Below are 18,665 nucleotides of genomic sequence, written 5' to 3' on the forward strand. Positions count from 1 at the left end.
CAAGACTCATATCGAGCAACCGAGCCAGATGCGGCGCCCCAAGGCGCCCCGGGGAGATACGTGATGTTCAGCAAGCAAGATCGGATTCAGGGTTACGATGACGCCCTGCTCAGTGCGATGAACGCCGAGGAGCGCCGTCAGGAACATCACATCGAACTGATCGCCTCGGAAAACTACACCAGCAAGCGGGTGATGGAGGCGCAGGGCAGCGGGCTCACCAACAAGTACGCCGAAGGTTATCCGGGCAAGCGCTACTACGGTGGCTGCGAGCATGTGGACAAGGTCGAGGCGCTGGCCATCGAGCGCGCCAAGCAGCTGTTCGGCGCCGACTACGCCAACGTGCAGCCGCACTCCGGCTCCTCGGCCAACTCGGCGGTCTACCTGGCGCTGCTGCAGCCCGGCGACACCATCCTCGGCATGAGCCTGGCTCACGGCGGCCACCTCACCCACGGCGCCAAGGTGTCGTCTTCGGGCAAGCTGTACAACGCCGTGCAGTACGGCATCGATACCGATACCGGGCTGATCGACTACGACGAAGTCGAGCGCCTGGCCGTCGAGCACAAGCCGAAGATGGTCGTCGCCGGTTTCTCCGCCTATTCCAAGACCCTGGATTTCCCGCGCTTTCGCGCCATCGCCGACAAGGTCGGTCCCTACCTCTTTGTTGATATGGCGCACGTCGCCGGCCTGGTCGCCGCTGGCCTGTACCCGAATCCGATTCCATTGGCTGACGTGGTCACCACCACCACCCACAAGACCCTGCGCGGGCCACGTGGCGGGCTGATCCTTGCCAAGGCCAACGAAGAAATCGAGAAAAAGCTCAACGCCGCCGTGTTCCCTGGCGCCCAGGGTGGCCCGCTGATGCATGTGATCGCCGGCAAGGCGGTGTGCTTCAAAGAGGCCCTGGAGCCGGGTTTCAAGGACTATCAGGCGCAAGTGATCAAGAACGCCCAGGCCATGGCCGCGGTGTTCATCGAGCGCGGTTTCGATGTGGTGTCCGGTGGTACCGACAATCACCTGTTCCTGCTTTCGCTGATCAAGCAAGGCATCACCGGCAAGGATGCCGACGCCGCCCTGGGCCGCGCCGGCATCACGGTGAACAAGAACGCCGTGCCCAACGACCCGCAATCGCCATTCGTGACCTCCGGGCTGCGCATCGGTACCCCGGCGGTCACCACCCGTGGCTTCAAGGAAGCCCAGTGCCGCGAGCTGGCGGGCTGGATCGCCGACATCCTCGAGCACCTCGGTGATGCCGATGTCGAGGCCCAGGTGGCCGGCCTGGCGGCCGGGCTGTGTGCCGATTACCCGGTTTATCGCTAACGCATCGTCACGTCGGGGCTGCCGCTTTGATGCCGTAGGACCACGGAACCCATCGAAACCGATGGGTTTCCTCCCTCCTGCGGTTTGGGTGCGCTCCTACAGCAAGCAGAATTCAGGAGTCCCCTATGCAGCGCTATTCCGGCTTCGGCCTGTTCAAGCACTCGTTCAGCCACCATGAGAACTGGCAGCGCATGTGGCGCAATCCGACGCCCAAGCCGGTGTACGACGTGATCATCGTCGGCGGGGGCGGCCACGGCCTGGCCACCGCCTACTACCTGGCCAAGGAGTTCGGCGTGAAGAACGTCGCCGTGGTCGAGAAGGGTTGGCTGGGCGGTGGCAACACCGCACGCAACACCACCATCGTGCGTTCCAACTACCTGTGGGACGAATCGGCGCACCTCTACGAGCACGCCATGAAGCTGTGGGAGGGCCTGTCCCAGGACCTCAACTACAACGTCATGTTCTCCCAGCGCGGCGTGTTCAACCTTGGCCACACCCTGCAGGACATGCGCGATATCGAGCGGCGCGTCAGCGCCAACCGCCTCAACGGTATCGATGGCGAGGTGGTCGATGCCAAGCAGGTGGCGGAAATGATCCCCTACCTGGATTGTTCGAAGAACACCCGTTACCCGATCCTCGGTGCCTCGCTGCAACGCCGCGGTGGCGTGGCCCGGCACGATGCCGTGGCCTGGGGCTTCGCCCGTGCCGCCGACGCCCTGGGCGTCGACCTGATCCAGCAGACCGAAGTCATCGGCTTTCGCAAGCAGGACGGCGCGGTGATCGGTGTGGAAACCAGCAAGGGCTTCATCGGCGCCAAGCGCGTTGGCGTGGTCGCTGCCGGTAACTCCGGGCACCTGGCCAAGCTGGCGGGCTTCCGCCTGCCGATCGAATCGCACCCGCTACAGGCGCTGGTTTCCGAGCCGATCAAGCCGATCATCGATACCGTGATCATGTCCAACGCCGTGCACGGTTACATCAGCCAGTCGGACAAGGGCGACCTGGTCATCGGCGCCGGCATCGACGGCTACAACGGCTACGGCCAGCGCGGCTCCTACCCGACCATCGAACACACCCTGCAGGCCATCGTCGAGATGTTCCCGGTGCTCTCGCGCGTGCGCATGAATCGCCAGTGGGGCGGCATCGTCGACACCACGCCGGACGCCTGCCCGATCATCGCCAAGACCCCCGTGCAGAACCTGTACTTCAACTGCGGCTGGGGCACCGGTGGCTTCAAGGCCACGCCGGGCTCCGGCAACGTGTTTGCCGCAAGCCTGGCCAAGGGTGAGATGCACCCGCTGGCCAAGGCGTTTTCCATCGAGCGCTTCCACAACGGTGCGCTGATCGACGAGCACGGCGCAGCCGGTGTGGCGCACTGAATTTGGCGCCTTCTCTCGATGAGAGAAGGACGATGGTTTTCTGGAGGTACCGAGCATGTTGCACATCTTCTGCCCACATTGTGGCGAACTGCGTTCCGAAGAAGAATTCCACGCCGGCGGCCAGGCGCACATTCCCCGCCCGCTGGACCCGACCGCCTGCACCGATGCGCAGTGGGGCGACTACCTGTTCTTCCGTGACAACCCACGCGGCATCCACCACGAGCTGTGGATCCACGCGGCGGGCTGCCGTCAGTACTTCAACGTCACCCGTCACACGGTGAGCTACGAAATCCTCGAAACCTACAAGATCGGCGAGCGGCCCAGCGTGACCGAGGCTTCGCTCGCGGAGCAGAAGGCCGTCGACCAAGGAGTAACGGCATGAGCCAGGTCAATCGTCTGTCCCAGGGTGGCCGCATCGACCGCAGCCAGCCCCTGACTTTCAGCTTCAACGGCCAGACCTACCAGGGCTATGCCGGCGATACCCTGGCTGCCGCCCTGCTGGCCAATGGCGTCGACGTCATTGGCCGCAGCTTCAAATATTCACGTCCGCGCGGCATCGTGGCCGCCGGTGCCGAAGAACCCAATGCCGTGCTGCAGATAGGCTCCACCGAGGCGGCGCAGATCCCCAACGTGCGCGCCACCCAGCAGGCGCTGTACGCGAACCTCAGCGCCACCAGCACCAACGGCTGGCCGAGCGTCAACACCGACCTGATGGGCATTCTCGGCAAGGTCGGCGGCGGCATGATGCCGCCCGGGTTCTACTACAAGACCTTCATGTACCCGCAGAACCTCTGGCTGACCTACGAGAAGTACATTCGCAAGGCCGCCGGGCTCGGTCGCTCGCCGAAGGAAAACGATCCGGACATCTACGACTACCTGAACCAGCACTGCGACGTGCTGGTGGTCGGCGCCGGCCCCGCCGGTCTCGCCGCAGCCCTGGCTGCAGGTCGCAGCGGTGCGCGGGTGATCCTCGCTGACGAACAGGAAGAGTTCGGCGGCAGCCTGCTCTCCACCCGCGAGATGCTCGACGACAAGCCGGCCGCGGAGTGGGCCGCCAAGGCCATTGCCGAACTGGAGGCCATGCCGGAAGTGACTCTGCTGCCGCGTGCCACGGTCAACGGTTACCACGACCACAACTTCCTCACCATCCACCAGCGCCTCACCGACCACCTCGGCCAGGTCGCGCCCATCGGTCAGCCGCGCCAACGCATGCACCGCGTGCGTGCCGGCCGCGTGGTGCTGGCCACCGGCGCCCACGAGCGGCCGCTGGTGTATGGCAACAACGACCTGCCCGGCAACATGCTGGCCGATGCCGTGTCGACCTACGTGCGTCGCTATGGCGTGGCGCCCGGGCAGAAGCTTGTGCTGTCGACCAACAACGATTACGCCTACCGCGTGGTGCTCGACTGGCTCGATGCCGGCCGCCAGGTGGTGGCCGTGGCCGATGCCCGCAGCAACCCGCGTGGCAGCTGGGTCGAAGAGGCGCGCCGGCGTGGCGTGCGTGTGCTCACCGGCAGCGGCGTGGTCGAGGCGCGCGGCAGCAAGCGTGTGACCGGCGCGCGCATCTGCGCCATCGACCTGGCCAGGCACAAGGTCACCAGCCCGGGCGAAGTGCTCGACTGCGACCTGATCGTCAGCTCCGGTGGCTACAGCCCCGTTGTGCACCTGGCCTCGCACCTCGGCGGCCGCCCGGTATGGCGTGAAGAAATCCTCGCCTTCGTCGCGGGTGAAGGCTTCCAGAAGCGCCTCTGCGCCGGTGCGGTGAACGGTGTGTTCGGCATGGGCGATAGCCTCGCCGATGGTTTCGAAGCCGGTGCCAAGGCGGCTGCCGAAGTGGGCTTCCAACCCGTCACCGGTACCCTGCCGAAAGCCGAAAAACGCATCGAGGAAGCGTCGGTTGCGCTGTTCCAGGTGCCGCACGACAAGAATACCGCGCGTGCGCCAAAGCAATTCGTCGATCAGCAGAACGACGTTACCGCTGCCGGTATCGAGCTGGCCACTCGCGAGGGCTTCGAGTCGGTCGAGCACGTCAAGCGCTACACCGCGCTGGGCTTCGGCACCGACCAGGGCAAGCTGGGCAATATCAATGGCCTGGCCATCGCTGCCCGTTCGCTGGGCATCAGCATCGCCGAAATGGGCACCACCATGTTCCGCCCGAACTACACCCCGGTCACCTTTGGCGCCATCGCCGGGCGGCACTGTGGCGAGCTGTTCGAGCCCAAGCGCTACACCGCTCTGCAGAAATGGCACCTGGAGAACGGCGCAGCGTTCGAAGACGTCGGCCAGTGGAAGCGCCCCTGGTACTTCCCGAAAAACGGTGAAGACCTGCATGCAGCCGTGGCCCGCGAGTGCCTGGCGGTGCGCAATGCGGTGGGCATCCTCGACGCCTCGACCCTGGGCAAGATCGACATTCAGGGCCCGGATGCCCGCGAGTTCCTCAACCGCGTCTATACCAACGCCTGGACCAAGCTGGACGTGGGCAAGGCCCGCTACGGCCTGATGTGCAAGGAAGACGGCATGGTCTTCGACGACGGCGTGACGGCCTGCCTGGCCGACAACCATTTCCTCATGACCACCACCACCGGCGGCGCTGCCCGCGTCATGGAGTGGCTGGAGATCTATCACCAGACCGAATGGCCGGAGCTGAAGGTGTACTTCACCTCGGTCACCGACCACTGGGCGACCATGACCCTGTCCGGCCCCAACAGCCGCAAGCTGCTGGCCGAGGTCACCGACATCGACCTGGACAAGGAAGCCTTCCCGTTCATGACCTGGAAGGAAGGCAACGTCGGCGGCGTGCCGGCCCGGGTATTTCGCATCTCCTTCACCGGTGAGCTGAGCTACGAAGTCAACGTGCAGGCCAACTATGCCCTGGGCGTGTGGGAAAAGATCATCGCTGCGGGCGAGAAACACGGCCTGACTCCCTACGGCACCGAGACCATGCACGTGCTGCGTGCCGAGAAGGGCTTCATCATCGTCGGCCAGGACACCGATGGCTCCGTCACCCCGGACGATCTGGGCATGGGCTGGTGCGTCGGTCGCACCAAACCCTTCTCCTGGATCGGCTGGCGCGGCATGAACCGCGAGGATTGCCTCAAGGAAAACCGCAAGCAGCTGATCGGCCTCAAACCCGTGGACCCGAACAAAGTGCTGCCCGAAGGCGCGCAGCTGGTGTTCGACGCCAAGCAGCAGATTCCGATGACCATGGTGGGCCACGTCACGTCCAGCTACATGAGCGCCGCGATGGGGCATTCCTTCGCCATGGCCCTGGTCAGGGGCGGCCTCAAGCGCATCGGCGAGCGCGTATTCGCGCCGCTGGTCGATGGCAGCGTGATCGAAGCCGAAATCGTCAGCCCCGTGTTCTATGACCCGAAAGGGGATCGCCAGAATGTCTAACGCCAATGTTTATCAGCAACGCCCCGCCGACCTCGCCGGGCAGTCGTCCCTGCACCATGCCGGCCTGCATGAGCTGGCCGGCAAGGGTCGCCAGGGCGCCGGAGTGACGCTGTGCGAGAAGAAGCTGCTCGGCCATCTGATTCTGCGTGGCGACGCCGACGATGCCAATTTTGCCGGCGGTGTGCACAAGGCCCTGGGCCTCGAATTGCCGGGCGCCCTGACCCTGGTGGCCAACGGCGATACCTCGCTGCAGTGGCTGGGCCCGGATGAATGGCTGCTGATCGTGCCCGGCGGCACCGAGTTCGAGGCCGAGCGCAACCTGCGCGAGACCCTGGCCGGCCAGCACATCTCGGTGGTCAACGTCAGCGGTGGGCAAACCCTGCTGGAGCTCTCCGGGCCGAAGGTGCGCGAGCTGCTGATGAAGTCCACCAGCTACGACGTTCACCCGAACAACTTTCCGGTGGGCAAGGCCGTCGGCACGGTGTTCGCCAAGTCCCAACTGGTGATTCGCCATACCGGCGAGGACACCTGGCAATTGCTGATCCGCCGCAGCTTTTCCGATTACTTCTGGCTGTGGCTGCAGGATGCCAGCGCCGAGTATGGGTTGGCGGTCGAGGTCTAGGCGCCCGCTCCGGTGAGCGGCAGCATGACGGCGAAGGCAGTCCCTCGTAGAGTGGACGACGCTTTGCCTGCGCGGCCCGATCCGTCCACCGCACTACCATGGTAATGGTGGACAAAAAGAGCGTTGTCCACCCTGCGGGCGTGAGTGTCTGCTCCCGCCTTAGCTTTACCGTTCCCATGCGCGGCATGGGAACGCAGCCAATGATGCTCCCCGTCGTGCACTGCCGGTCGGCGCATGGGAGCGATCTGCACAAGGAATCGCTTGCATGAGCCGCACCCCCGACACCTGGATTCTCACCGCCCACTGCCCGAGCCTGCTTGGCACCGTGGACGTGGTGACCCGCTACCTGTTCGAACAGGGCTGCTACGTCACCGAGCACCACAGTTTCGATGACCGCCTGGCCAGCCGCTTCTTCATCCGAGTCGAATTCCGCGCCCAGGCCGGTTTCGACGAAGCGGCATTTCTCGCCGGCCTCGACGAACGCACGGCGCCTTTCGACATGCGCACCGAGCTGACCGCGCCGGGCTATCGCGCCAAGGTGGTGATCATGGTCTCCAAGGCCGACCATTGCCTCAACGACCTGCTCTACCGCCAGCGCACCGGCCAGTTGCCGATGGACATCACCGCCATCGTCTCCAACCACCCGGACCTCAAGCCACTGGCCGACTGGCACGGCATTCCCTATCACCATTTCCCTCTCGACCCCAACGACAAGCCCGCGCAGGAGCGCAGGGTGATGCAGGTGGTCGAGGACACCGGCGCCGAACTGGTGGTGCTTGCCCGCTATATGCAGGTGCTGTCCGCCGACCTGTGCCGCAAGCTCGACGGCCGCGCGATCAACATCCACCACTCGCTGCTGCCCGGCTTCAAGGGCGCCAAGCCCTACCACCAGGCGTACCAGAAGGGCGTGAAACTGGTTGGTGCCACGGCCCACTTCATCAACAACGACCTGGATGAAGGCCCGATCATCACCCAGGGTGTCGAAAGCGTCGATCATGCGCACTACCCCGAGGACCTGGTAGCGAAAGGCCGAGATATCGAATGCCTGACACTGGCCCGCGCAGTCAGCTGTTTCCTCGAACGCCGGGTGTTTCTCAACGCCAACCGCACCGTGGTGCTCTGACCGGCAACGTGCCGCACACAGAACGGCGACTGTCGGTTTTGTGGCCACGATCGCTGCCCACGCTGGCTAGTCTGGCTAGACGCACTCGGCATCCTTCCTGCCCATGACGACGGATGCCGCTACAGACGCTCACTACTGCGCTACAAGGCCCGCGCGACCCGAGGTCGCGTCTTTGTATCCACAAGAAGAAAGGAGATTCATATGTCTGGTAATCGTGGCGTCGTCTATCTCGGCGCCGGCAAAGTCGAAGTGCAGAAAATCGACTACCCGAAAATGCAGGATCCGCGTGGCAAAAAGATCGAGCATGGCGTCATCCTCAAGGTGGTTTCCACCAATATCTGCGGCTCCGACCAGCACATGGTGCGCGGCCGTACCACCGCCCAGGTCGGCCTGGTGCTCGGGCACGAGATCACCGGTGAAGTGATCGAAAAGGGCAGTGACGTCGAGAATCTGAAAATCGGCGACCTGGTGTCCGTGCCGTTCAACGTCGCCTGCGGCCGCTGCCGCTCCTGCAAGGAACAGCACACCGGCGTCTGCCTGACCGTCAACCCGGCCCGTGCCGGCGGCGCCTATGGCTATGTCGACATGGGTGATTGGGTGGGCGGTCAGGCCGAATACGTACTGGTGCCGTACGCTGACTTCAACCTGCTGAAACTGCCGGATCGCGACAAGGCGATGGAGAAAATTCGCGACCTGACCTGCCTGTCGGACATCCTGCCAACCGGCTATCACGGCGCCGTGACCGCCGGCGTTGGCCCTGGCAGTTCGGTGTATATCGCCGGTGCCGGCCCGGTGGGCCTGGCCGCTGCCGCCTCGGCGCGTCTGCTGGGTGCTGCGGTGGTGATCGTCGGCGACGTCAACCCGGTTCGCCTGGCCCACGCCAAGGCTCAGGGCTTCGAAATTGCCGACCTGTCCACCGACACGCCCTTGCACGAGCAGATCGCTGCCCTGCTGGGTGAGCCGGAAGTGGACTGCGCCGTCGACGCAGTGGGTTTCGAGGCTCGTGGCCACGGCCATGCAGGTGCTCAGCACGAGGCCCCGGCCACTGTACTCAACTCGTTGATGGGCGTGGTGCGGGTTGCCGGCAAAATCGGCATTCCGGGGCTCTACGTCACCGAAGACCCGGGCGCCGTTGACCAGGCAGCGAAGATCGGCGCGCTGAGCATTCGCTTTGGCTTGGGCTGGGCGAAATCCCACAGCTTCCACACCGGCCAGACGCCGACCATGAAATACAACCGCCAGCTCATGCAGGCCATCATGTGGGATCGCATCAACATCGCCGAAGTGGTTGGCGTGCAGGTCATCAGCCTGGACGACGCACCGCGCGGTTACGGCGAGTTCGACGCTGGCGTGCCGAAGAAATTCGTCATCGACCCGCACAAGACCTTCAGCGCGGCCTAGCAGGCCTGGTAGGAAGGGAAGGCGGCGAGGCCCACTGGGCCTCGCCGCCTTTCGGCATGATGTTACTGAAGCTACAATGTGCGCCCTTCTGGGGCGCCTTCAGTGCCCTGTCGCCTACAAGGATCGTTCCATGGTCACATTCTCTCGCAGCCTGCTCGTTCTCGCTGCATCGCTGCTTCTGCTCGCCTGTTCCTCAAGTGATTCGCCAGAGGCGGTCGCTCAATCCTTTATCGAAGCGTCGTTTTCCAATGATGCCGATACCATGTTCAAGCTGGTCGACGTGCCCGCCGATGCTGACGAAGGCGCCGAAGAAATGGTGCGCGGCAAGATGAAGATGGCCGTTGCCAAGCGCGCAGAGTTGGCTGAAAAGCTGGGCGGCGTTGCTGAGGTCAAGGCTGGCGAAGCCTCCTATAACGAGGACAAAACCCAGGCCACGACCCAGGTCACCGTTACCTTCAAGAAAGCCGACGTTCCGGCCAAGACCGAATCGGTGCGCCTGAACAAAGTGGATGACCAGTGGAAGGTTCGCCTCTGAGGCGGCGCGTCTTCTGTCTCTCTGCGCTTGCGTGCTTGCTGGCGGCATCCGCCACGAACGGGTGGTTTTTGCCGGCCAAGCCAACGCCGGGCGTGCCAGACCTGAGCCAGTTGCCCGTGTTGCAGACGGGCGATTGGCTGTTTCGCCTTGGCCACTCGGCAGACAGCCTGTTGGTCCACCAGATGGGCGGTGGCGATTACTCGCATATCGGCATGGTGGTGGCGACCACGCCGCAGGTGTTGGTGGTGCATGCCACTACCGATGACGACCCGAGCCGAGTGAATCAGGTGCTCCTCAGCCCGCTGGAGGAGTTCCTGCAGCCATCGCTGGCTCGACGCTTCGCCATCGCCCGGCCCGGTTTTCTCGACCGGCAGCAGAAGCAGGCCGTCGCAGAAAACCTGCTGGGTGCGGTCGGCAAGCCTTTTCTGCTGGAGGTGCGTTCCGAGCCACATCGTTACTGCACCACGCTGCTCGCCGATGCCATCGCGACCCAGTATGCCGATTTCGACCCCCCCTGGACGCGGCTCGACAACCCGCTGTATCGCGGCGACTTCCTTTTTCCCAGGGCTTTTGCCGATTATCCGGGCATCGAGTGGCTCTATCGCTTCTGATTTCAGGATGCTGGAGGCCGCGCGCCTGATCGCTCCGCAAGGCCGGTGGACGCACAAGTCGGATGTGCCCGCCCCTGAGGGGCATAGCGGGCTGTGAATAATTGCTACCCTGTAGGACTCGACCTGCAGGAGCAACGCATGAGCTTTGACCGCCGGATTTCCCTGATCACCCTGGGCGTTGCCGATGTGCAGGCCAGCGCCGCGTTCTATGAGCGCCTGGGCTGGACGCGCTCTTCCGCTTCCCAGGAAAAGATCGTGTTCATCAAACTCAAGGGGCTCGCGCTGGGGCTGTTCTCGCGCGACGAACTGGCCAGGGATGCCAACCTGGCGGAGGCCGGGCCCGCGGGCTTTTCCGGCATTACCCTGGCGCACAACCTGGAGAGCCCGGACGCCGTGGACGCGGCCATGGCGCTCGCCGTCGCCTCGGGCGGGCGGCAGGTCAAGGCGCCGGAAACGGTGTTCTGGGGCGGTTACTCCGGCTACTTCGCCGACCCGGATGGGCACCTCTGGGAGTTGGCGCACAATCCCTTTGCGCCGCTGGACGAGGCTGGGCATATGGTCTTGCCGGACTGATCAATCCTGCCTGCTTGCAACAGTTCAGCCGTTGGCTTCGCGCTTCAGCCTGGCGATCAGCGCGTCCTTCTCTTCCCACAAGCCGCTGACCCAGTCCTGCACGTACAGGCGAAATTGCGGGTCGTTCTGGTAGTCGCCCTGCCACAGGGCCGGGTCGAGCGGGCGCGTGCGGATGTCCATGATGACCTTCGGTACCTGGCCGCTGATCAGCTTCCAGAAGCCGGGCGGCCTGTCCTCGACGTAGACGAGGGTCACGTCGAGAATCGCGTCCAGCTGCTCGCCAAGAGCCGCCAGCACGAAGGCCACGCCGCCGGCCTTGGGCTTGAGCAGGTACTGGTAGGGCGAGCCCTGCTGCGCTTGTTTGGCCGGGGTGAAGCGCGTGCCTTCCAGGTAATTGACCACGGTGACCGGCAGCTCGCGAAACTTCTCGCAGGCGCGGCGGGTGATATCCAGGTCCTGGCCCTTGAGGTGCGGGTACTTCTCCAGCCTGGCCTTCGAGTAGCGCTTCATGAATGGGTAATCCAGCGCCCAGAACGCCAGGCCGAGAAACGGCACCCAGATCAGCTGCTGCTTGAGAAAGAACTTGAAGTAGGGCGTCTTGCGGTTGAACGCCTGCACCAGTGCCGGGATGTCGACCCATGACTGGTGGTTGCTGATGATCAGGTAGGAGGTGTCCTGGCGCAGCTCGCCACCGCCGCGGATGTCCCACTGGGTGGGCGTGAGCGCCGCGAAGATGCGCTTGCAGTTTTCTGCCCAGAACTCGGCGACCCACATCACCTGGCGCGAACAGGCTGCCTTCAGATGCTTGCCCGGCAGCACGAACTTGCCGATGGCGATGATCAGCATCGGCCCGATCAGTATCAGGGTGTTGAGCAACAACAGGAGGATAACGGTAAGGCCGGTGAGCAGGCGGCGCATGGCAGCTCCTTGTAAGCACGAGGTGTTCATCATAGGCAGACCGCATGCTGGCGCCAAATCGATGTGCCGAGCAAGGATGTCGCCGTTGAGCAATTGGGCCTTAGCAATGCAAAAGTAGGGATTCAGCGATCAATTGTGGGAGCGGGCCATGCCCGTGATTTTTCGCGCGCATGGCGCGCTCCCACAGAATGTCTGCCTTCGGACAACTGGCTCAGAACAACCGGGCAAGCAGCGCCGTGACTGCCGTTTCCACCCGCAGGATGCGCTCGCCGAGTTGCACGGGCTGCAGGCCGGCCTCGGCCAGCTTGTCCACTTCGTAGGGAATCCAGCCACCTTCCGGGCCGATGGCCAGGGTCACTGGCTGCTCGACGGCACGCGGGCAGGCCGGATAATCGCCAGGGTGGCCGGTCAGCCCGAGGGTGCCGGCGGTCAATTGGGGTAGGCGATCCTCGACGAAGGGCCTGAAGCGCTTCTCGATGATCACCTCGGGCAGTACCGTGTCGCGGGCCTGCTCCAGGCCGAGGGTCAGTTGCTCGCGAATTGCCGCGGGTTCGAGAAAGGGCGTCTGCCAGAAGCTCTTTTCCACCCGGTAGCTGTTGAGCAGGATCAGCCGTGGCACGCCCATCGCGCTGACGCTCTGCAGCACACGCCTGAGCATCTTCGGGCGTGGCAGGGCGAGCAGCAGGGTGATCGGCAGCTTGGCCGGTGGCGGCTGGTCGAAGCTGACCTGCAGCTCGGCGCTCGTCGTATCCAGATGCAGCAGCTGACCGCTGCCCATCTGGCCACCGAGGCGACCGACCCGCAGGGTGTCGCCGTTCTCGGCGCGGTGCACCTCGTTGAGGTGAGCGAGGCGGCGGCCGTTCAGGCGCACGCGGTCGGCGGCGATGAAGTCACCGTCCTCGAGCAGCAGCAGGTTCATGGCTGGGTGCTGGGCGGCTGATCGGCCGGGGTTTGCTCTTGCTCATCGTCCGGGTGCTCACCGCGCCGCGTGCGAATCAGGCTGCCAGCCAGGATGCCCAGCTCGAACAACAGCCACATGGGCACGGCGAGCAGGGTCTGCGAGAAGATGTCTGGCGGGGTCAGGATCATGCCGACCACGAAGCAGCCGATGATCACGTAGGGGCGGATCTTGCGCAGGTAGGCGACATCGACGATGCCGATCCAGATCAGCAGCACCACTGCTACCGGCACTTCGAACGCGAAGCCGAAGGCGAAGAACAGGGTCATGATGAAGTCGAGGTAGCTGGCGATGTCGGTCATCATCGACACGCCCTCGGGCGTCACGCTGGCGAAGAAGTGGAAGATGATCGGAAACACCAGAAAATACGCGAAGGCCACGCCCGCGTAGAACAGCACGATGCTGGAAATCAGCAGCGGAATGGCGATGCGCTTCTCGTGCTTGTACAGCCCCGGTGCGATGAAGCCCCACACCTGGTGGAGGATCACCGGCATGGCCAGGAACACCGCCACCAGCATGGTCAGCTTGAACGGCGTGAGGAACGGCGAGGCCACGTCGGTGGCGATCATCGTCGCGCCTTCCGGCAGGTACTGACGCAGCGGCGCGGACACCAGGGTGTAGATCTGCTGCGCGAAGTAGAACAGCCCGGCGAAGATCAGGAAGATCGCCGCTACGCAGCGCAGCAGGCGCGTGCGCAGTTCGGCGAGGTGAGAAACCAGCGGCATTTCCTGGTCGTTGTCGGAGAGTCGACTCATGGTTGCGGCGTCTTGTCCTGGCTGGCGACGGGCGCCGTTGCTGGCGCGGTAACGGGGGCGGGCGGCGACACGGGCGGTGTGGCCGCGGCCGGTTCGGCGACCACTGGCTGCGTGGGCGGTGGCGTGGCGGCCTGTGGCGCGGGCGTGCTGGGCGGCAGGATGTCGTTCTTCACTGCCAGCATCTCGCGCTCCAGTTCAAGGATGCGTTCGTTATGCAACTGGCGACGAATTTCGTCGGCACCGATTTCACGCTCGACCTCGGTCTTGATCGCGTTGAAGCTGCGCTTGATGCGCCCGATCCACAACCCGGCAGTGCGCGCCGCGCCTGGCAGGCGCTCGGGGCCGAGCACCAGCAGGGCGATCAGCCCGACCACCAGCAGTTCGCTGAAACTGATACCGAACATGCTCTGGCCTCAGTCCTTGCGCAGCGGTTCTTCGACCTTGCTGGCCTGGCCTTCAACGGTGTGCGGCTGGTTCAGCGGCGCTTGTTGCTGGTACGGCTGCTGCGGCTGTTGCGCTTGCGGCTCGGCAGGTTTGCCGTCGTCCTCGTTCATTGCCTTGCGGAAACCCTTGATGGTTTCACCGACGTCGGAGCCGAGGTTCTTGAGCTTCTTGGTGCCGAATACCAGCACGACGACGATAAGAATGACGACCCAGTGTTTCCAATCGAAAATGCCCATGCTGCATTGTCCTCGTCAGAGTCTTTATTGAGTGTCGCTGTCGGTGCGCGCGGCTTTTTCCGCGTGCCCGGACAGGCCAAAACGGCGATCCAGTTCGTCCAGTACCGCCTGCGGGTGCTGATCCAGCGCGGCCAGCATCACCAGGCTGTGGAACCACAGGTCGGCGGTTTCGTAGATCAGGTCGCTGCAGTCACCACTGCTGGCCGCATCCTTGGCGGCCAGGATGGTTTCCACCGATTCCTCGCCGACCTTCTCCAGAATCTTGTTCAGGCCCTTGTGGTACAGGCTGGCCACGTAGGAGCTATCCGGCGCCGCGCCCTTGCGCGACTCCAGCACCTCGGCCAAGCGCTTGAGGGTATCAGTCATGACGGTGTTCCGGGGCATATATGGTGTGAGGATCTTTCAACACCGCATCAACGGTCTTCCAGGCGCCGTTCTCGAACACCCGGTAGAAGCAGCTCTCGCGGCCGGTGTGGCAGGCGATGCCGCCAAGCTGTTCGACCATCAGCACGATGACGTCGGCATCGCAGTCCAGGCGCAGCTCGTGGAGCTTCTGCACATGGCCGGACTCCTCGCCCTTGCGCCACAGTTTGCCGCGCGAACGTGACCAGTAGATGGCGCGCTGCTCACGGGCGGTCAACGCCAGTGCTTCACGGTTCATCCAGGCCATCATGAGGATGCGCCCGGTCTGGTGATCCTGGGCGATGGCCGGCACCAGGCCGTCGTCGTTCCAGTTGATGTCGTCTAGCCAGTCGTTCATTGCGGTTCCATCTTCATAGCTCGGGCCAAGTGTGCCAGCCGGGACGCGGGCTGGCTATCGGCGCAGGATCAGGTACAGGCCGCTGGCGGTCATCAGCCAGGCCGGCCAGGCGATCGCCGGCTCGCGCAGGTTGGCGACGCCCAGGGCCAACACCACGCCGCCGCCGATCAGCGCTGCGCCAATCAGCCGCACCGTCCAGCTGTCGCGCTCGCGCCACGGCGGGGGCGGGTCGTTGGCGTGGGGCTGGGCCATGCGTTCGAGCAGGCTGCGGGTCATGTTGGCCAGGTGCGGTACCTGTTCGACCTGGCTCTGCAGGTTGTGCAGCAGGTTGCGCGGGCTCACGCGCTCACGCATCCAGCGCTCCAGGAACGGCTGGGCGGTGGTCCACAGGTCCAGGTCCGGGTACAGCTGGCGCCCGAGCCCCTCGATGTTGAGCAGGGTCTTCTGCAGCAGCACCAGTTGCGGTTGCACTTCCATGTTGAAGCGCCGCGCGGTCTGGAACAGGCGCATCAGCAGCAGGCCGAAGGAAATGTCCTTGAGCGGCCTTTCGAAGATCGGTTCGCACACGGTGCGGATCGCCGCCTCGAAATCATTGACCTGAGTTTCCTGCGGCACCCAGCCGGAGTCGATGTGCAACTGCGCCACCTTGCGGTAGTCGCGTTTGAAGAAGGCCACCAGGTTGCGTGCCAGGTAGTCCTGGTCCTCTGGGGTGAGGCTGCCGATGATGCCGCAATCGATGGCGATGTACTGCGGGTTCCACGGCGTGCGCGTGCTCACGAAGATGTTGCCGGGGTGCATGTCGGCATGGAAGAAGCTGTGGGTGAACACCTGGGTGAAGAAGATCTCCACGCCGCGCTCTGCCAGCCGTTTCATGTCGGTGCGCTGATCGGCCAGGGTGGCCAGGTCGGTAACCTGGATGCCGTAGATACGCTCCATCACCAGTACCTTGGGGCGGCACCAGTCCCAGTACACCTGGGGCACGTAGAGCAGGTCGGAGCCCTCGAAGTTGCGCCGCAACTGGCTGGCGTTGGCGGCCTCGCGCAGCAGGTCGAGTTCGTCGTAGATGGTTTTCTCGTAATCGCTGACCACGTCCACTGGGTGCAGGCGGCGCGCTTCGTTGGAGGCACGCTCGGCAAGCTTGGCGAGCAGGAACAGCCAGGCCATGTCGGCCTTGATCACCGGCTTGAGGCCCGGGCGCACCACCTTGACCACCACTTCCTCGCCGCTTTTCAACTGCGCCGCGTGCACCTGGGCGACCGAGGCCGAGGCCAGTGGCTTGGTGTCGAAGCGCGCGAACGCCTGGCTGACCGGCACGCCTAGCTGCTCCTCGATCAGGGCGATGGACTTGGCCGGATCGAAAGGCGGTACGCGGTCCTGCAGGTGGGTCAGCTCGTCGGCGATATCCGGGGGCAGCAGGTCGCGACGGGTGGAAAGCAACTGGCCGAACTTGATGAAGATCGGCCCCAGTTCCTCCAGGGCCAGGCGCAGGCGCTGGCCACGGTTGAGCGGCGACTGGCGGCGCGGCACCCAGCGCCACGGCAGCAGAAAACGCGGTGCGCGCAGCCAGAAGGGCAGCGGCAGGGCGAACAGCAGGTCATCCAGGCGGTAGCGGATAACCACGTAGAGGATGCGCAACAGACGACGAACGGCAAGCAGCTTCATGCGATGGGCTTATGGCGTTGGGCGAGGCGCTCGATGCGCGCGTCGAGACGGTCGAGGGAAAGTTTCAGGTCATCGAGTTCGGCAAAACGTGCTTCGGCTTCGCGGCGGCCGACCAGGACACGCGTTTCTTCACTGAGGTAATCGGCCAGGCTCAGGTGCAGGCTGCGCAGGCTCTCCCGGGTCCAGCCGGTGCGGCTGCGCAGGTGCCCGGCCAGCAGCGGTGTGGCCAATGGGCCGAGCCAGCGCGACAGCTCGTACTCCCAGTCCAGCTCCAGGTCCTGCAGCACGCCGGCCAGCTCCATCAGGGCGCCGCTGTCGCCGTCGAGGTCGACCTCGGGCGCGTGCAGAACGGCCTGCTTGTCCCTGGCCAGGGCCAGGCGCAACAACGCGCTGGCGGGCGCGCGCAGGGTGCAGTCGACGGCGCCGGCCCACTGGCTGGCCAGGCGCAGGCCTTCGCCATCCGCGAGGATGAACAAGGTAAACGCGGGCGACCGCGACTCGACCGCGATCACCCGACCACTCAGCCGGGCCAGGCGCGGCAGGGCTGTGCTGTCCAGCGGCAGTACGCGGTTGATGCCGCGTTCGACGCCTGCGAGCAGGGCCAGGGTCAGCATCAGGGCTTGATACCGCGGTGCAGGGCGACGATGCCGCCGGTCATGTTGTGGTAGGTCACGCGGTCGAAACCGGCGCCTTCCATCATCGCCTTGAGGGTTTCCTGGTCCGGGTGCATGCGGATCGACTCGGCCAGGTAGCGGTAGCTGTCGGCGTCGTTGGTGACCAGCTTGCCCACCAGTGGCATGAAGTTGAACGAGTAGGTGTCATAGACCTTGGACAGCAGGCTGCTCTTGGGCTTGGAGAATTCCAGCACCAACAGCCGGCCGCCCGGCTTGAGCACGCGCAGCATGGAGGCGATGGCGGCCTCCTTGTGGGTGACGTTGCGCAGGCCGAAGGCGATGGTCACGCAGTCGAAATGGTTGTCCGGGAAGGGCAGCTTCTCGGCGTCCGCCTGGACGAAGGCGATATTGCCCGACACGCCTCGGTCGAGCAGGCGATCACGGCCGACCTTGAGCATCGAGGCATTGATATCGGCCAGTACCACCTCGCCGGTCTCGCCGACGATGCGTGAAAACTGGCGAGCCAGGTCACCGGTACCGCCGGCGATGTCGAGCACACGATTACCACTGCGCACCCCGGACAGCTCGATGGTGAAGCGCTTCCACAGACGGTGCATGCCACCGGAAAGCAGGTCGTTCATCAGGTCGTACTTGGCTGCCACCGAGTGGAACACTTCGGCGACCTTTTCCGCCTTGCGGCTTTCGGGAACGTCCTGGAAGCCGAAGTGGGTTGTGGGTTCGCTGCCGTCGTTCTTGCGCGGATCGTTCATGTCGCCCTTTCCTGAAATCCGAGGCTCTATAAAGCCGAGTGCGGGCATTCTAAACCTAAAACCGGGGCACAGGCTGCAAGCGCGGTAGTGGGTCACGGGGTGCTTCTTGTATATTCCCCCGCCAGCGTTTTCAGTCAGGAGAGCCGTGATGGCCAGAATTACCGTCGACCGTCCCCACAATCTGGGGATAGAGGCCGCTCGGGGCAAGGCCGAGAAGCTCGCCGAGCGCCTCGCGCGCGAGTACGACGTGCGTTATCAGTGGAACGGCGACACCCTTGAATTCAAGCGCAGTGGCGCCGACGGGCGGATCGAGGTCAGCGAGGACCACGTCCATCTTCAGCTCAACCTGGGCCTGCTGCTGTCGGTGCTGAGCGGCAAGATCAAGAGTGAGATCGAAGAGGTGCTGGATAAGGAATTACAGGCCTGAGCTGGGCGCGGCTCTCCCACAGCCACATGCCCCGACGAATGCATGGGCGCATGGATGGCAGGCCACTTGCCCCTGGCCCCCAGCGTACCCCGCAGCCCACGAATTGAGCGATTCGTCACGCTTTTGGCCATACCACGCAGTGTCACCCCCAAAAATGCGAAGCCAGT

Annotated in this window: 21 protein-coding genes; 11 read left to right on the forward strand and 10 right to left on the reverse strand. The window is 64.3% G+C overall.

The features are described 5' to 3' along the window. Positions 1-63: 63 nt before the first annotated feature. The 10 genes from glyA to ACZ0AV_RS15595 all read left to right on the forward strand — a co-directional run bounded on the left by glyA (position 64) and on the right by ACZ0AV_RS15595 (position 10,954). On the forward strand, positions 64-1,317 hold the full coding sequence (glyA, locus tag ACZ0AV_RS15550) for a serine hydroxymethyltransferase (protein WP_499151858.1): 1,254 nt from the start codon (positions 64-66) through the stop codon (positions 1,315-1,317). A 125-nt stretch (positions 1,318-1,442) separates the two neighbouring features. Then, positions 1,443-2,693, forward strand: coding sequence for a sarcosine oxidase subunit beta family protein (locus ACZ0AV_RS15555; RefSeq protein ID WP_499151859.1), 1,251 nt, complete (start codon positions 1,443-1,445; stop codon positions 2,691-2,693). A 55-nt stretch (positions 2,694-2,748) separates the two neighbouring features. Continuing rightward, complete coding sequence (locus tag ACZ0AV_RS15560) at positions 2,749-3,075, forward strand: sarcosine oxidase subunit delta (RefSeq protein WP_499151860.1); 327 nt, start codon at positions 2,749-2,751, stop codon at positions 3,073-3,075. Further along, positions 3,072-6,089 (forward strand): sarcosine oxidase subunit alpha, encoded by a 3,018-nt coding sequence (locus ACZ0AV_RS15565; protein WP_499151861.1) that lies wholly within the window; start codon positions 3,072-3,074, stop codon positions 6,087-6,089. Before ACZ0AV_RS15560 ends, ACZ0AV_RS15565 begins: the two co-directional genes overlap by 4 nt. Continuing rightward, positions 6,082-6,711, forward strand: a complete 630-nt coding sequence (locus ACZ0AV_RS15570) for a sarcosine oxidase subunit gamma (protein WP_499151862.1) — start codon at positions 6,082-6,084, stop codon at positions 6,709-6,711. The genes ACZ0AV_RS15565 and ACZ0AV_RS15570 overlap by 8 nt, the downstream gene beginning before the upstream one ends. A gap of 265 nt (positions 6,712-6,976) precedes the next feature. Continuing rightward, positions 6,977-7,834: a formyltetrahydrofolate deformylase gene (purU, locus tag ACZ0AV_RS15575; RefSeq protein ID WP_499151863.1), complete on the forward strand. Its 858-nt coding sequence runs from the start codon at positions 6,977-6,979 to the stop codon at positions 7,832-7,834. A 201-nt stretch (positions 7,835-8,035) separates the two neighbouring features. Then, positions 8,036-9,235: a formaldehyde dehydrogenase, glutathione-independent gene (fdhA, locus tag ACZ0AV_RS15580; protein WP_499151864.1), complete on the forward strand. Its 1,200-nt coding sequence runs from the start codon at positions 8,036-8,038 to the stop codon at positions 9,233-9,235. Positions 9,236-9,311: 76 nt separating this feature from the next. After that, positions 9,312-9,770: a DUF4878 domain-containing protein gene (locus ACZ0AV_RS15585; protein ID WP_499151865.1), complete on the forward strand. Its 459-nt coding sequence runs from the start codon at positions 9,312-9,314 to the stop codon at positions 9,768-9,770. Between the two features lie 68 nt (positions 9,771-9,838). Next, positions 9,839-10,381 carry a C40 family peptidase gene (locus ACZ0AV_RS15590; protein ID WP_499151866.1) on the forward strand — a complete coding sequence of 181 codons (543 nt, stop codon included), beginning with the start codon at positions 9,839-9,841 and terminating at the stop codon, positions 10,379-10,381. Positions 10,382-10,519: 138 nt separating this feature from the next. Next, positions 10,520-10,954 (forward strand): VOC family protein, encoded by a 435-nt coding sequence (locus ACZ0AV_RS15595; protein WP_499151867.1) that lies wholly within the window; start codon positions 10,520-10,522, stop codon positions 10,952-10,954. A 24-nt stretch (positions 10,955-10,978) separates the two neighbouring features. Here the strand turns inward: ACZ0AV_RS15595 and yihG are convergent, their stop codons facing one another. From yihG to ubiE, 10 genes are all read right to left on the reverse strand, one after another. Further along, positions 10,979-11,872, reverse strand: a complete 894-nt coding sequence (yihG, locus tag ACZ0AV_RS15600; protein ID WP_499151868.1) for a 1-acylglycerol-3-phosphate O-acyltransferase, YihG family — start codon at positions 11,870-11,872, stop codon at positions 10,979-10,981. Between the two features lie 211 nt (positions 11,873-12,083). Further along, positions 12,084-12,791: a 16S rRNA (uracil(1498)-N(3))-methyltransferase gene (locus ACZ0AV_RS15605; RefSeq protein WP_499151869.1), complete on the reverse strand. Its 708-nt coding sequence runs from the start codon at positions 12,789-12,791 to the stop codon at positions 12,084-12,086. Further along, entirely contained in the window at positions 12,788-13,585 is a 798-nt protein-coding gene (tatC, locus tag ACZ0AV_RS15610; protein WP_499151870.1) for a twin-arginine translocase subunit TatC, read from the reverse strand. The genes ACZ0AV_RS15605 and tatC overlap by 4 nt, the downstream gene beginning before the upstream one ends. Then, positions 13,582-13,989, reverse strand: coding sequence for a Sec-independent protein translocase protein TatB (tatB, locus tag ACZ0AV_RS15615; RefSeq protein ID WP_499151871.1), 408 nt, complete (start codon positions 13,987-13,989; stop codon positions 13,582-13,584). The genes tatC and tatB overlap by 4 nt, the downstream gene beginning before the upstream one ends. A 9-nt stretch (positions 13,990-13,998) precedes the next feature. Continuing rightward, complete coding sequence (locus ACZ0AV_RS15620) at positions 13,999-14,265, reverse strand: twin-arginine translocase TatA/TatE family subunit (RefSeq protein ID WP_084308200.1); 267 nt, start codon at positions 14,263-14,265, stop codon at positions 13,999-14,001. A gap of 24 nt (positions 14,266-14,289) precedes the next feature. Continuing rightward, positions 14,290-14,631: a phosphoribosyl-ATP diphosphatase gene (locus ACZ0AV_RS15625; protein WP_499151872.1), complete on the reverse strand. Its 342-nt coding sequence runs from the start codon at positions 14,629-14,631 to the stop codon at positions 14,290-14,292. Next, positions 14,624-15,025 (reverse strand): phosphoribosyl-AMP cyclohydrolase, encoded by a 402-nt coding sequence (gene hisI / locus ACZ0AV_RS15630; RefSeq protein ID WP_499151873.1) that lies wholly within the window; start codon positions 15,023-15,025, stop codon positions 14,624-14,626. Before hisI ends, ACZ0AV_RS15625 begins: the two co-directional genes overlap by 8 nt. A 54-nt stretch (positions 15,026-15,079) precedes the next feature. Continuing rightward, positions 15,080-16,687 carry a ubiquinone biosynthesis regulatory protein kinase UbiB gene (gene ubiB / locus ACZ0AV_RS15635; protein ID WP_499151874.1) on the reverse strand — a complete coding sequence of 536 codons (1,608 nt, stop codon included), beginning with the start codon at positions 16,685-16,687 and terminating at the stop codon, positions 15,080-15,082. Continuing rightward, positions 16,684-17,301, reverse strand: coding sequence for a ubiquinone biosynthesis accessory factor UbiJ (locus ACZ0AV_RS15640; protein ID WP_499151875.1), 618 nt, complete (start codon positions 17,299-17,301; stop codon positions 16,684-16,686). Before ACZ0AV_RS15640 ends, ubiB begins: the two co-directional genes overlap by 4 nt. Further along, positions 17,301-18,071, reverse strand: coding sequence for a bifunctional demethylmenaquinone methyltransferase/2-methoxy-6-polyprenyl-1,4-benzoquinol methylase UbiE (ubiE, locus tag ACZ0AV_RS15645; RefSeq protein ID WP_499151876.1), 771 nt, complete (start codon positions 18,069-18,071; stop codon positions 17,301-17,303). Before ubiE ends, ACZ0AV_RS15640 begins: the two co-directional genes overlap by 1 nt. A 148-nt stretch (positions 18,072-18,219) precedes the next feature. Between ubiE and ACZ0AV_RS15650 the strand changes: the two genes are divergently transcribed. After that, positions 18,220-18,498, forward strand: coding sequence for a polyhydroxyalkanoic acid system family protein (locus ACZ0AV_RS15650; RefSeq protein ID WP_499151877.1), 279 nt, complete (start codon positions 18,220-18,222; stop codon positions 18,496-18,498). The last annotated feature ends 167 nt before the right edge of the window (positions 18,499-18,665 follow it).

This window comes from Pseudomonas sp. AC532 (assembly GCF_979258965.1).